Annotated in this window: 13 protein-coding genes; 5 read left to right on the top strand and 8 right to left on the bottom strand. The window is 66.0% G+C overall.

What is annotated here, in order from left to right; genetic code table 11:
• Nucleotides 1–116: 116 nt before the first annotated feature.
• Nucleotides 117–587, bottom strand: coding sequence for a 30S ribosomal protein S7 (gene rpsG, locus FFS68_RS01395; protein ID WP_088439847.1), 471 nt, complete (start codon nucleotides 585–587; stop codon nucleotides 117–119).
• A gap of 73 nt (nucleotides 588–660) precedes the next feature.
• On the bottom strand, nucleotides 661–1,032 hold the full coding sequence (gene rpsL / locus FFS68_RS01390; protein WP_037515637.1) for a 30S ribosomal protein S12: 372 nt from the start codon (nucleotides 1,030–1,032) through the stop codon (nucleotides 661–663).
• 307 nt (nucleotides 1,033–1,339) lie between these two features.
• On the opposite strand from rpsL, the gene FFS68_RS01385 reads away from it, so the two are divergent.
• A complete protein-coding gene (locus tag FFS68_RS01385; RefSeq protein WP_137751509.1) occupies nucleotides 1,340–1,855 on the top strand; it encodes a DNA-deoxyinosine glycosylase in 516 nt (171 codons plus the stop codon).
• Between the two features lie 134 nt (nucleotides 1,856–1,989).
• On the opposite strand, the gene FFS68_RS01380 is transcribed toward FFS68_RS01385, so the two are convergent.
• Both FFS68_RS01380 and FFS68_RS01375 read right to left on the bottom strand, forming a co-directional pair.
• Nucleotides 1,990–3,291: an amidohydrolase family protein gene (locus tag FFS68_RS01380; RefSeq protein ID WP_137751508.1), complete on the bottom strand. Its 1,302-nt coding sequence runs from the start codon at nucleotides 3,289–3,291 to the stop codon at nucleotides 1,990–1,992.
• Between the two features lie 42 nt (nucleotides 3,292–3,333).
• Nucleotides 3,334–5,736: a S8 family peptidase gene (locus FFS68_RS01375; protein ID WP_137751507.1), complete on the bottom strand. Its 2,403-nt coding sequence runs from the start codon at nucleotides 5,734–5,736 to the stop codon at nucleotides 3,334–3,336.
• Between the two features lie 148 nt (nucleotides 5,737–5,884).
• Between FFS68_RS01375 and FFS68_RS01370 the strand changes: the two genes are divergently transcribed.
• The 3 genes from FFS68_RS01370 to FFS68_RS01360 all read left to right on the top strand — a co-directional run bounded on the left by FFS68_RS01370 (nucleotide 5,885) and on the right by FFS68_RS01360 (nucleotide 9,635).
• Nucleotides 5,885–6,577: a pyrimidine 5'-nucleotidase gene (locus FFS68_RS01370; protein WP_137751506.1), complete on the top strand. Its 693-nt coding sequence runs from the start codon at nucleotides 5,885–5,887 to the stop codon at nucleotides 6,575–6,577.
• The gene (gene dapD, locus FFS68_RS01365) at nucleotides 6,574–7,416 is read left to right on the top strand and encodes a 2,3,4,5-tetrahydropyridine-2,6-dicarboxylate N-succinyltransferase (RefSeq protein ID WP_137751505.1); all 843 of its coding nucleotides are present in this window, start codon (nucleotides 6,574–6,576) and stop codon (nucleotides 7,414–7,416) included. Before FFS68_RS01370 ends, dapD begins: the two co-directional genes overlap by 4 nt.
• Nucleotides 7,417–7,544: 128 nt before the next feature.
• Nucleotides 7,545–9,635 carry a TonB-dependent receptor gene (locus FFS68_RS01360; protein ID WP_137751504.1) on the top strand — a complete coding sequence of 697 codons (2,091 nt, stop codon included), beginning with the start codon at nucleotides 7,545–7,547 and terminating at the stop codon, nucleotides 9,633–9,635.
• Between the two features lie 34 nt (nucleotides 9,636–9,669).
• Here FFS68_RS01360 and gpmA read toward each other — a convergent pair whose 3' ends face one another.
• Entirely contained in the window at nucleotides 9,670–10,356 is a 687-nt protein-coding gene (gene gpmA / locus FFS68_RS01355) for a 2,3-diphosphoglycerate-dependent phosphoglycerate mutase (RefSeq protein WP_137751503.1), read from the bottom strand.
• A gap of 191 nt (nucleotides 10,357–10,547) precedes the next feature.
• Between gpmA and FFS68_RS01350 the strand changes: the two genes are divergently transcribed.
• Complete coding sequence (locus FFS68_RS01350; RefSeq protein WP_137751502.1) at nucleotides 10,548–11,003, top strand: Hsp20 family protein; 456 nt, start codon at nucleotides 10,548–10,550, stop codon at nucleotides 11,001–11,003.
• Nucleotides 11,004–11,065: 62 nt separating this feature from the next.
• Here the strand turns inward: FFS68_RS01350 and FFS68_RS01345 are convergent, their stop codons facing one another.
• From FFS68_RS01345 to FFS68_RS01335, 3 genes are read right to left on the bottom strand one after another with little or no spacing between them, the layout of a single operon-like run.
• Nucleotides 11,066–11,539, bottom strand: a complete 474-nt coding sequence (locus FFS68_RS01345; protein WP_137751501.1) for a GNAT family N-acetyltransferase — start codon at nucleotides 11,537–11,539, stop codon at nucleotides 11,066–11,068.
• Entirely contained in the window at nucleotides 11,536–12,657 is a 1,122-nt protein-coding gene (locus tag FFS68_RS01340) for a M14-type cytosolic carboxypeptidase (protein WP_137751500.1), read from the bottom strand. The genes FFS68_RS01345 and FFS68_RS01340 overlap by 4 nt, the downstream gene beginning before the upstream one ends.
• Entirely contained in the window at nucleotides 12,654–13,265 is a 612-nt protein-coding gene (locus tag FFS68_RS01335) for a DUF4136 domain-containing protein (protein WP_137751499.1), read from the bottom strand. Before FFS68_RS01335 ends, FFS68_RS01340 begins: the two co-directional genes overlap by 4 nt.
• Between the last annotated feature and the right edge of the window lie 14 nt (nucleotides 13,266–13,279).

Raw genomic sequence — 13,279 nt, 5'->3', positions numbered from 1 at the left:
TCCTTGGATGTGGGGGGCGGCCTTTGAAGCCGCCCCCGATATAGGAAGAATTGTTGCGATTGCGAGACGCCGAAGCGCCTCGGCAATTACCAGCGAGGATCCGGCGCCAGCCGCGGTTACCAGCGGTAGTGGCTGAACGCGCGGTTGGCTTCGGCCATCCGGTGGGTGTCTTCGCGCTTCTTCACCGCGTTGCCGCGGTTGTTCGACGCGTCGAGCAGCTCGCCCGACAGGCGCGCGGCCATCGTCGTTTCGCTGCGGTTGCGGGCGGCGGTGATCAGCCAGCGGATCGCCAGCGCCTGGGCGCGGTCCGGACGGACTTCGACCGGCACCTGATAGGTCGCACCGCCGACGCGGCGGCTGCGGACTTCGATGTTCGGACGGATGTTCGCCAGCGCTTCGTGGAACACGCCGATCGGTTCCTTCTTGGCACGGGCTTCGACCGATTCGAGCGCACCGTAAACGATGTTTTCGGCGACCGACTTTTTCCCGTCCAGCATCACGCTGTTCATGAATTTCGACAGCACCGTATCACCGAAACGGGGATCGGGCAGGATTTCGCGGCGTTCAGGACGACGACGACGAGCCATAGGTAATTCCTTTTACAACAGCATCCCGGCGCATGAGCAGCCAGGGATGATCAAATAGCCGAAAAAGCGGTCCTTACTTCGGACGCTTCGCGCCGTATTTCGAACGGCTCTGCTTGCGGTCCTTCACACCCTGCGTATCGAGCACGCCGCGCAGGACGTGGTAACGCACACCGGGAAGATCGCGGACACGACCGCCGCGGATCAGCACAACGCTGTGTTCCTGGAGGTTGTGGCCTTCGCCCGGGATGTAGGTGATGACTTCGCGCTGGTTGGTCAGGCGGACCTTGGCAACCTTACGGAGCGCCGAGTTCGGCTTTTTCGGGGTCGTCGTATAGACTCGGGTGCAAACGCCGCGCTTTTGCGGGTTTGCGTCCATCGCCGGGACCTTGGACTTCACCTTCTGGGGAGTCCGGCCCTTGCGGACCAGCTGGTTGATCGTGGGCATGAATGCTTCACCTTTAAATGTCCGCCCATCAAGGCGAACGGTTACTGTGCCGCGGTGGATGAAGCATCGGTCCGAATTCCACGGAAATCCGCGGAAAACAGGCGACCTTGTAACAGCAAAAGACCCCGGCAGATCGCAATTGATCGTCCGGAGGCTCCATCCGCGCCAGCAATGTTCAGCGCTGTTGGGGCCGGAAGAGGCAGCAAACCGCCCTTTTCGGTCGAGCGCGCCCCTAGCGGTGATTCCCCGACCGGTCAAGGGCAGGAGCAATATTGTTGCGCCGTCGCGGGCGGGTTATCGCACCCCGATGCCCGCCGTGCGCCACGCCAGCTTTACCCCTTTGATCGCCCCCGACGTCCGGCTGCTGATCCTCGGCAGCCTGCCCGGGGCGCGGTCGCTCGCCGAACGGCGCTATTATGCGCATCCGACGAACCAGTTCTGGCGGTTGGTCGGCGCGGCGATCGGCGAACCGCTTGCCGAATTGGACTATGACGCACGGCTGGCGATGCTGCGCGCCGCAAAGATCGGCCTGTGGGACGTGATCCGTACCGCCGAACGGCGGTCGAGCAGCGATTCGGACATCCGCGAAGCCGACCCGCACGATCTGGCGGCGCTGATCGCGACGTTGCCCGACCTGCGGATGATCGCGTTCAACGGCGGCACGGCCGCGGCGATCGGGCGGCGGCAGTTGCCGCCGCTGGACGGAGTCACAGTCGTCGATCTGCCGTCGAGCAGCGCGGCGAATACCCGCAGTTTTTCGGCGAAGCAGGAACAATGGTGGCAGCTGCGCCAAGCACTGGTCGACGACTCATCCTCCCTGTGACGCAGTCATGGGGAGGTGGCAGCCCGAAGGGCTCACGGAGGGGCTTGGGCGCACCGTCGCAAGGCCCCTCCACCCTTCGCTTCGCGAACGGTCCCCCTCCCCATGGCTTCGCCACAGGGAGGATCAAGAAAGATTCACTCGACCACCATCCCCCGCGCCATCACGAAATCGACCTTTTTCAGCACCCGCACATCGGCGATCGGGTCGCTCGCCACTGCAATGATGTCGGCGCTTTTGCCCGCGGCGATCGTGCCGATCTCGCTCGACAGGCCGAGCAGGTCGGCGGCGTTCACCGTCGCCGCTTTCAGCGCCGCGACCGGGGTCATGCCATGCTGGACCATCAGCTCGAACTCGTCGCCGTTGCGGCCGTGCTTCGACACCCCGGCGTCGGTGCCGAAGGCGATCTTCACCCCGCGCGGGACAAGCTGCTCCAGGCTTTTGCCGGTAATTTCGATGCGCCATTTGATCTTCGCCAGCACGTCGGGTTCATAGGCGGCCGCGTTGGCGGCGATGCGTTCCTTATACCCGTTCACCGTCGATAGCGTCGGGACATAATAGGTTTTCGATTTCGCCCATTGGGCGATCGTCGCTTCGTCGAGGATCGTGCCATGTTCGATCGAGTCGGCGCCCGCGGTCAGCGCGAGGCGGATGCCGTCGGCGCCATGCGCGTGGACCGCGACCTTTTTGCCGAACAACGCGGCGGTTTCGACGATCGCCTGCGCTTCATCGTCGAACATCTGCTTGCCCAGCCCGGCGCCGATGCGGCTGTTGACCCCGCCGGTCGAGGCGAATTTGATCACATCGGCGCCGCGCCCGACCTGAAGCCGCACCGCGCGGCGGCAATCGTCGGCGCCGTTGCAGGTATTGCCCGCGCCCGCGAAGAAAGGCCGCAGTTCGTCGCGATAGCCGAGCGAGCCATCCATATGCCCCGCGCTGCCCGAAATGCTGTTGCCCGCATCGACGATGCGCGGCCCCTGTACCTTGCCCGCCGCAATCGCATCGCGCAGCGCCAGCGTCGCACCGTCGCCATCGCCGAGGTTGCGCACGGTGGTGAAACCGGCGCGCAGCGTCTTCATGCCATTGACCTCCGCATTGAACGCCTGCGCCGCGGGGCTGAGGGTGATTTCTTCGAGCTGCCCGGCAATCCCGCCGGCGTCGCTGGTCAAATGGACATGGCTGTCGATCAGCCCGGGAAGGACATATTTGTCCTTCAGATCGATCAGCGTTGCGCCGGGTTCGGCGGGTTGATAGCCGTCGGCGACCGCGACGATCCGGCCATTCTCGACGATGATCGTCGATGCACCGCGCACCGGCTTGCCCGGTTCGGCGAGCAATTGCCCGGCGTGAATCACGGTGCGCGCGGGCGCCTGCGCGGCGAGCGGCGCGGCCAGCGCAGCGCTGAGCAGCGCGAGCGAGAGGCAATGGATCGGTTTCATTCTGGCATCCCCTGATTTGACGTTGGGAGCCGTTAAAGCCGATCAGAAGCCCAGCGTAAAGCGCAGCGCCGCGCCCTTGTCGTCGGGCAGCGCCGCGATATGGCCGGGATCACGGCGTATCCAGGTGTTGGCGACCAGATCGCCGCCCAGCAGCGCCATGGTGTAGCTCGCCTCGACCACCAGTTCGCGCCCGGTTGGCGCGAGATTATAGGTCCGTCGGCCAAAATCGGTGCGGCCGCTGGCATAATCATGCGCGACGGGGAGTATGAGATCGATGCCGCCGCGCGCAACGCGCAGCGGCTGGGCAAAGCGGAGCGCGGCGCGGTCGCCGGGCCGCAGCAGCCCCGCCTTGGCGACGTCGAAAGAAAAGGCCGACGACCACAGCGCGCCGCTGGCGATCAGCCCGCCGCGATCGGGGCGCGTCCACATCTGCCGCCACGCGCCCGACAGGCGCCAGCCATCGGCCAGGTCGACCCCGAGATTCGCGTCGCCGACCAGGCTGGTCGCCCCCCCGGCGCCGAACACCGGACCGAGCCGCGCGCCGAGCAGGCTGTCCGATTCGCGCAGCCAGCTCGCCCCGAGCGCCGCACGCACCGGGCCGAAACCGCCATCCCAGGCCGCGCCGAGCCGCTGGTAGCGGCTGTCGCGGCTCGACCGGTAGCGCAGCAACGGATCATCCTGCCACCGCGACCCCGACACAAAGCCGCTTTCTGCCGATATATTAACATATAGATTGTCATAGATATTATGGCGGATCAGGGTCGCGATTCCGGGGCTGGCGGCAAAGCCCAGCCCGTCGTGCGCGCCGTCGCCGATCAGCATCGCATGGCCGCTCTCGCCGCGCTCGCCCGCGAGCAAGCCGCCGGTGCCGCGACCGGCGGCAAAGCCGATCCGCGTCCGCGCATCGAGCCGCGTCACCACCGACGCCGCGAGGGTGCGCGCGCCCCGCGCGTCGTGGAATGACAGGCCCGCCAGCGCATCGCCCGCGCCTACCCCCGGCGCGGTGACGAGCGACAGTGCGGTCGCGGTGCTGGCGGCGCTTTGCTGACGAATCAGGCCGCCGATCGCCCCCGACAGCTTGAAATCGGGGCGGCGTGGCGCCAGCGACTGGCCGAAATCGACGCTGAAAGCGCGGCCGAAGCCGTCGGCAACCAGACCGATGGTCGATCCCGACCGCGCCGCGCCGGCATCGCCCATCGGTCCGCCGAGCATCCCGAGCGCGCTGCCGAGCGGAACCGCGGTCGCGGTGCCGGCGAGCGTCGTCGCCCCCGCGGGCTGAAACGCGCGCGCGATGTCGAGCACGCCTTGCCCATAGACGCCATCGTCGCCCGCTGCCCCCGCATCGCGCGCCGATTGATAAAGGATTTGCACGATCTGTTGGCTCGACAAATTCGGGAACGCCTGCGCCAGCAACGCCACCGCGCCGGCAACCTGCGGCGCCGCAAAGCTGGTCCCGTTGAGCACGAAGACAAAAGCGCCCCGCGTCTCGATCACGCCGTCCTTATAAGCACAGCACACCCCCTCGCCGAGCGCCGCGAGATAGGAACCGGCATAGGTGCCGGCGCGGTTGCTGAACCCCGAGCTCACCCCATTTTCGTTGACCGATCCCACGATGATGACCAGCCCGCCGCCCGCATCGCGCATTCCTTGGGCAAAGAGTCCCGGGTTGTTCGGGTCGTTGCCGTTCGCGGTGGTGTCGCCTTCATTGCCGGCCGACAGGATGACGATGATCCCCGCCGCGGTCGCGCGCGCCACCGCGCCGCGCAATGTGGCGCCGGGCGCGTCGTCGCCGCCGAGCGAGATGTTGACCACCCGCGCCCCCGCACTGACCGCCCGGTCGAGCCCCGCCGCGATCGCATTTTCGGGGAACAGGCAGCCGCTTTCGTCGTTGCTTGGATCCTCGGTCGCGCAGCTCCCCGGCCGGTCGGCGCGCAGCACGAGCAGATTGGCGTTGAAGGCGATGCCAAAAGTGCCCTCGTCATTCTTGCCGCCGAGCAGGATCTGCGCGACATTGGTGCCGTGGCTGCCCTCGCCGTTGATCCCGCGCGATCCGGCCACATCGGCCGAGAGCGACGAGATGCGCCCGGTGAATTCGGGGCTGTCCTGGTCAATGCCATCGTCGATGACCCCCGCCAAAATCCCCTGCCCGCTGGCCCCCGCCTGATAGGCGGTGATCGCGCCGTGAAAATTGACCCCGTCGGAGCGGCGGGTTTCGGCGGTGTTGAAATTGCCGGTCGGCGGCGGGGTTGGTGTGGGAGTCGGAGCGGGCGTGGGCGTGGGCGTGGGGGTCGGCGCGGGTGCCGACGGCGGCGCCGGGGTGGGCGAAGGCCGCGCACCGCCACCGCCGCCGCAGCCCGCCAGCGACAGGGCGGCGACGCTGAGCAGCAGGGGCAAAGGCCGCCCTGCCATCCGCCGGATGCAATCGCGTCGCGCCGCGTCGGCCATCGCCGCTCCCCTTCACTCTTCGATATCCCGGCGTTCGCCCGGATGCCGACTGGATTAGCAGTTTCCAATGTAAGGCCAAAGACATTGCAGGAAGGTAAAGCGACACCGCTTGCCGCCGTCCACCCCAGCCCTTATGCGCCGCTCCGTCATGCCCGTCTCGCTCGACCATATCGATTGCTGGATCTTCGATCTCGACAACACCCTCTATCCGCCGTCGGCGAAGCTGTTCGACCTGATCGACGCGCGCATGGGCGCCTTCATCATGCGGCTGCTGGACGTCGATGCCGTCGAAGCGCGGCGGGTGCAGAAGCAATATTTCCACGATCATGGTACGACGATGGCGGGGTTGATGCGGCATCACGGCGTCGATCCCGAGCATTTTCTGGTCGATGTTCACGCCATCGCGCTCGACCGCATCGCGCCCGACGCGCGGCTGCGGGCGGGCCTTGAACGTCTGCCCGGACGCAAGCTGGTCTTTACCAACGCCGACGCCGATTATGCCGCGCGCGTGCTGGACGCCCGCGGCATCGCCGACCTGTTCGGCGGCATCTGCGACATCCGCGCCACCTCCTACACCCCGAAACCCGATCCCGCGGCCTATGCCATGATGGCGGCGCACCTCGGCATCGACCCAGCGCGCAGCCTGTTCGTCGAGGATATGGCGCGTAACCTGACCCCGGCAAAAGCGCTGGGAATGACCACCGTGTGGCTGGACAATGGCAGCGAAAGCGGCCATCGCGACCACCTGCCGGACCAGGTCGATTTTCACGTCAGCGACCTTGCCGACTGGCTCGATACGCTTCCAGAATTTTGGGGGCCTGCACCCTGGGGGATTTCATGACGACCGACCTGCAATCAACGATCGACGCCGCGTGGGACGATCGCGACACATTGGGGCTGACGACGCAGGGCGCGGTGCGCGACGCGGTCGAAACCGCGCTCGCCGGGCTCGACGACGGCAGCTTTCGCGTCGCACAGCGCCAGACCGACGGGCTGTGGCAGGTCAACCAGTGGCTGAAAAAGGCGGTGCTGCTGTCGTTCCGCCTGAACGACATGGAATTGATCGAGGGCGGCCCCGGCGGCGCGCGCTGGTGGGACAAGGTGCCGTCGAAATTTGCCGGCTGGGGCGAGAACCGTTTTCGCGACGCAGGCTTCCGCGCCGTGCCCGGTTCGATCGTCCGCCGCGGCGCCTTTATCAGCAAGGGCGCGGTGTTGCTGCCGAGCTTCGTCAATATCGGCGCCTATGTCGGTGAGGGGTCGATGGTCGACGCCTGGGCAACGGTCGGCAGCTGCGCCCAGATCGGCGCCAACGTCCATCTGTCGGGCGGCGCCGGTATTGGCGGTGTACTAGAACCGCTGCAGGCCGGACCGGTGGTGATCGAGGACGGCGCCTTCATCGGCGCGCGCGCCGAGGTCGCCGAGGGCGTGATCGTGCGCGAGGGTGCGGTGCTGTCGATGGGGGTCTATCTGGGCGCGTCGACCAAGATCGTCGACCGCGCCACGGGCGAGATTTTCATCGGCGAAGTGCCGCCTTACGCGGTTGTCGTCCCCGGCGCGATGCCCGGCAAGCCGTTGCCCGACGGATCGCCCGGCCCGTCGCTGTACTGCGCCGTGATCGTCAAGCGCGTCGATGCCAAGACGCGCGCCAAGACCGGGATCAACGAGCTGCTGCGCGACTGACGGGCGATCGATCGTTTGCTGATCGATCCCCACCGACCGTTGGTGGATATTGTGACATAGTTTTGCGACGACCTTCCTTATGACGCGGCGGGCGTAACTTTGTTTCGCCGCGGCTTATGGGGGGATTTATGCGGGCAATCGCCTGGAGACTATCGATCGGTGTTGCCGTCACGCTGGTCGGCGCCCCGGCGCTGGCCCAGGACGGCCCGGTCGCGGCAACGCCCGAGACCGCTGAACCGCCCAGCGGCGGCCAGCGTTATGGCGCATCCGACTTCGCGCGCTTTGCCCCGCGCACCGCGCTCGATATGGTCGAAAAAGTGCCTGGCTTCCTGATCGTCACCGGGACCAACGGCGGCGGCCGCGGACTGGGTGCGGCGACCGAGAATGTTCTGATCAACGGCGAGCGGATCGCCAACAAATCGACCGACGCGCGCAGCGCACTGCAACGCATTGCCGCCACCCAGGTCGCCTATGTCGAGATCGTCGACGGCGCGAGCCTGAACGTCCCCGGTCTGACCGGCCAGGTCGCCAACGTCGTATTGGTCGCGGGCGCGGCCGACAATGGGTTCAAGACCACGATCCGCTGGCAACCCGAATGGCGTCCCCGGATCGCCGACAATTGGCTGGCCGGCGAGGTTTCGACCACCGGCAAGCTGGGCGGCACCAATGTCACGCTCAGCCTGAAGAACGAAGCGACCCGGCAGGGCCATTGGGGCCCCGAACAGCGGTTCGACGGCAATGGCGTGTTGCAGTTCACGCGCGACGAATTCGCCACCTATTACGGCGATCGGCCGCGCCTGGCGCTGGCGCTGGCGCGCACGACGGGCGGCGGCAACAAATGGAATTTCAATCTGGGCGGCCAGTTGCAGCAGCTGGAGGATAAGGTAAGCGGGATTTCGGTCCGGTCGGCCAACGGCACCGTGCGCGAGACGTTCGAATCGATCGAAGACGAGCATAATTTCGACATCGGCGGCGATTATGAGCTGGGGTTGGGCAAGGGCCGGCTGAAGCTGATTGGGCTCTATCGCTTTGAACATAGCCCTTTCGTCGACACCTTTGTCGTCGATCGCGACATCGGCGGGCGCAGCGGCGAGCGGTTCAAGCAGACCGCCGACGAAAGCGAATCGATCCTGCGCGGCGAATATGGCTGGCGCTCCGCGGACGGCACCGACTGGCAGGTCGCGCTGGAAGGGGCGTATAACAGCCTCGACGTCGATGCCGAGTTCGCGACGCTTCAACCCGACGGCAGCTTCCTGCCCGTCGTCTTCGGCGGCGAAACGACCAAGGTCGAGGAAAAGCGCGGCGACGCCTCGCTGACCTGGGGGCGCACGCTCGCCCCCAATCTGACCGCACAGGTCAACCTCGGCGCCGAATATAGCGAGCTGTCGTCGTCGGGGCCGGGCGGCCTGACGCGCCGCTTCATTCGCCCCAAGGGCAAGGTCGCGCTGGCATGGAAGCTGAGCGACAAGACGACGGTCAACTGGTTCGTGCAGCGCCGTGTCGATCAGCTGAATTTCTTTGATTTTGCCAGTTCGGTCGACGTCGCCAACGGCCAGGGCAATGGCGGCAACGGCCTGCTCGTCCCGCCGATTGTCAACCGCACCGAGCTGGAGTTGGTCCAGGACATGGGCGCGTGGGGCAATGCCTCGGTCGCGTTCGCTTATGCCTATGCGCAGGATCTGGTCGATCAGATTCCGCTGTCGCCGACCACCGAAGGCCGCGGCAATCTGCCAGGAGCGCATCTGTATCGCGTCAGTTCAAGGGCGACGCTGCTGCTCGACCGGTTGGGCTGGAAAGGCGCCCGGATCAACAGCGACCTGACCTGGCGGCGCAACCGCGTGCGCGACCCGCTGACCGGCGTGTGGCGCGATCAGAGCGAGGGGCAGGAATATCTTGTCGACCTGAGCCTGCGCCACGATATTCCGGCGACGAACCTGGCGTGGGGCGCGGGCTATTTCGACGAGCGCTACAGCCCCAATTTGCGTCTGGGCGCGATCGAGCGCGAATATACCGACGGCGCGTTCGTGACCGCCTTTGTCGAGCATAAGGATGTTGCCGGCTTTACGGTGAAGCTGTCGTACCGCAACCTTGCGGGGATGAAGGACGGCTTTGACCGCACCGTGTTTGTCGACCGCCGCGACGGACCGATTGCGTTCCGCGAAAGTCGGCAGCGCAAATTCGGGCAATATTTCCAGCTGACGGTAACGGGAACGCTATGATTCTGTTCTCCGGCTTTCGCCGGGGAACAGGAACTTACCGCTCGCTCAGATAATAGCGTTCGCGCGCCGTCAGGTCGTCGTTCAGTTCGTAGACGATCGGCTGGCCGGTCGGGATTTCGAGGCTGGTGATGTCGGCATCCGAAATGGCCGACAGATGCTTGACCAGCGCGCGCAGGCTGTTGCCATGCGCCGAGATCAGCACCGTCTTGCCCGCGGCAAGCTCGGGCACGATCGCGCTCTGATAATAGGGGAGGACGCGCGCGATCGTGTCCTTCAGGCTTTCGGTCGATGGGATCGCGATGCCGGCATAGCGCGGGTCACTCGCCAGTTCATAAGGCGATCCCGCATCGAGCGGCGGCGGCGGGATGTCAAAGCTGCGGCGCCAGATCTTGACCTGATCATCGCCATGCTTGGCCGCGGTCTCGGCCTTGTCGAGCCCGGTCAGCCCGCCATAATGGCGTTCGTTCAAGCGCCAGTCCTTGGTCACCGGCAGCCACAACCGCCCCATCGCCTCGAGCGCGAGATTGAGCGTCTTGATCGCCCGCGACTGGACCGAGGTGAAACAGGTGTCGGGGGCGACGCCCCGCGATTTCATCAACTCGCCCGCCGCCCACGCCTCGGCCGCGCCTTTTTCGGTGACATCGACATCCCACCAGCCGGTGAAGCGGTTTTCAAGGTTCCACTGCGACTGGCCGTGACGGATGAGGATGAGCTGGGGCATGGTCTGTCCTTCGGATGGAGCGAATTCGCCGCCCCATAGCGCGGCTTTGGCGCGAAGGCCAACGCCCCTCTTGAAATGGTTTCGCCCGCACCCAGATTTGCAGCATCCGGCCGCCGATACGGGGCCGGGTGGTGATCGCGGCGTCCCGCCGCGGTCCCGTGACTTCGCTTTGCACAAGGAAGGAATGACCCATGCGTAACAGCTTCGACTGGACCCCCTATCGCCGATCGACCGTCGGTTTCGATCGCCTGTTCGATTTCCTCGAAACCAGCGGGTCGGGCGCCGAAAATTATCCGCCGTTCGACATCGAAAAAATCGCCGACGACCATTTCCGCATCACCGTGGCGGTCGCGGGGTTCAAGAGCGACGAGATCGACATCGTCGCGCAGCAGAATATGCTGACCGTCAGCGGTCGCAAGGCGCCCGCCTCCGAGGGCGAAGGCCGCCAGCTGTTGTATAGCGGCATCGCGACGCGCGCCTTCGAGCGCCGCTTCCAGCTCGCCGATTTCGTGCGCGTCGATCAGGCGGACCTCGCCGACGGGCTGCTGACCATCGACCTGGTACGCGAAGTGCCCGAGGCGATGAAGCCGCACAAGATTGCGATCGGCGGCAGTGCCCCGGTGATCGAGGATAAGCAGGCGGCATAGCCTGCCCACGAACTCCGACCACGAACGGGGTCCGGAGTCCCTTCCGGACCCCGTTTGCGCAGCTAGATTTCGCGCGTCATGAAGCGGCTGAACGGATCGGGCTGGTAATCGGCAAAGGGTTCGCAATCGGCAAAGCCATAGCGGCGATAGAGCGCGATCGCCGGGGCGAACGCAGCGCCCGAGCCGGTTTCGAGGCTGAGCCGCCCGAGCCCGCGGGCTTTTGCCTCGGCGATGATATGGTCGAGCATGTGCGCCGCGACACCGCGGCGCAGGAAGGCGTCGGCGGTGCGCATCGATTTGATCTCGCCATGCGCGGCGTCGAGCATCCTGAGCGCCCCGCACCCCGCCAGCGCATCGCAGTCGTGGATCGACCAGAAGGTCACGTCGGCGGCATTCAGCCCGTCGAAGTCGAGGAAGTGACAGCTGCCCGCCGGTGAATTGGCGAGCATCCCGGCAAAATGCTGTTCGAGCAGGGCGCGGATCGCGGCGCCCGACAGATCATCTTCGACGATCCGCCAAGCCGCCGCCGCGCTCACAGCATCTGGTCCAATGTCGCCAGGCACGCGTGCGCGAGCAGTTTCGAGCGTTCGGGCGACCAGCCGGCGACCGGGTCGGGCAGGTCGTCATTGTCCTTGAACGGCATCTCGATCGTCATCGACACCGCGCCGAAACGTTCGGCGAGCTGGGTGGTCGACATCGACAGATTGGCCTTGCCCGGCGCCGATTCGCTATAGCCGAGCGCGACCTGAAAATCGGGGGTGTTCGCGGCAAGCGCCGTCTGGAACGCCTTATATTGGTCCAGCTGCTCAGGTTTGAGCGACGGGATGCCTTCAAAGCCGGCGAGGAACACCGCCGGGATCGCTTCATCGCCATGGACGTCCATCGCCCAATCGACGCCGCTTTCGTCCATCGCGCCCAGGACGCACAGCACTTCGGGGCTGCGCTCGGCGGTTGGATTGTCCCATTCGCGGTTGAGGTTCACCCCCGCGAAATTGGTCCGCAGATGGCCGCGGCACGATCCGTCGGGATTCATGTTCGGCACGATGTGAAAGCGGCATTTCTTGAGCAGCGAGCGCGCATGCGGGTCGGCCGGATCGGTGAGCTTTTCGAGCGCGCCCTCGATCCACCATTCGGCCATGCTCTCACCCGGATGCTGGCGCGCATAGAGCCACACTTGGGTGTCGCCGCTGCCCATTTCGAGGCAGTCGATCGGCTGGCCTTCGATACTGGTGCCAAGCGAGCGATAGGTGACGCCCTCGCACTCGGCCACGCTGGCGACCAGGTCGTGGTGGCGCTCCATCGAGAAAGGGGCGAAATAGGCAAGGTAGAGGATCGGGCTTTCGGCGGTGTGGCGGATGGTCAGCGTGCCCCCGCCTGCTTTGGCATCGTAGCTGGTGTCAAGGCGGAACCAATAGTCGCGGTCATAGCTGGCGCATGCCGCATAGCCCGGCCAGCCGTCAGGATAGGCTGAGGCGTCGAGCCCGGTGATCGCCAGTTCGAGTGCGTCGCCGACGGCGCACGCCACGCGGAAGTGGAACCATTGGAAGAAATCCGATTCGCGATCCTTGCGGATCGACAGGCGCGCCGCGGTGCCGTCGATCGAATCCACGACGATATTGCCGCTGTCGAAAGCGGCGTTGATGGTGATGGTCATGGGACGCTGATAGTGCGTCCCGATTCGCCGGGGAAGTCCTTGAATAAGGCCTCAGCCAATTTTGCCGCGGCGAGCGACGGCTGTGACGCCGGCGCCTTTACCGGGATCGCGGCCAGCGCGCGGCCTTCCCAAAGGGCCTGTCCGGTCGCGGCATCGTCGATACGCACCGACAGCTGTACATCAGCCGTCCTTTTCGGCCCGCCGCCAAGGTTGAGCCCGATCCCCAGCCCGACCCCCGACCCATAGCTTCCCGTCGAACCGCCGACCCCGACCGAGACCGGCGACCGGCGACCGGCGCTCGGCTGCTCGCTCCGCTCAAAGGCGACGCGGACCAACAACGGCGCGCGCTCATTGCTCCCCGCCGCGACCAGCCCCTGGCGCTGCAATTGCTGATCGACCGCGGCGCGATAGCTGTTCCACTCGAGCGAGGGCATCCCCGCCGCCGGGCCGTCGAGCGGCGCCGTCGCGATCGCATAGCGCGTCCCCGGCGCCCAGCTGGGAACTGCGTTATGGAAACGGGTGACTTCAACCGGCGGCACCGCGGTGGCACAGCCGCCGAACGAGAGCGCCGCTGCACCGAGCAGGGCGACAGAAAGTTGACGCATCATCAGCGCATCATGCG

It is taken from the genome of Sphingopyxis sp. L1A2A, from assembly GCF_005502465.1.
Lineage (GTDB): Bacteria > Pseudomonadota > Alphaproteobacteria > Sphingomonadales > Sphingomonadaceae > Sphingopyxis.
The sequence above is the reverse complement of the archived record's forward strand: the minus strand, read 5'-3'. Positions and strand labels throughout refer to the sequence as shown.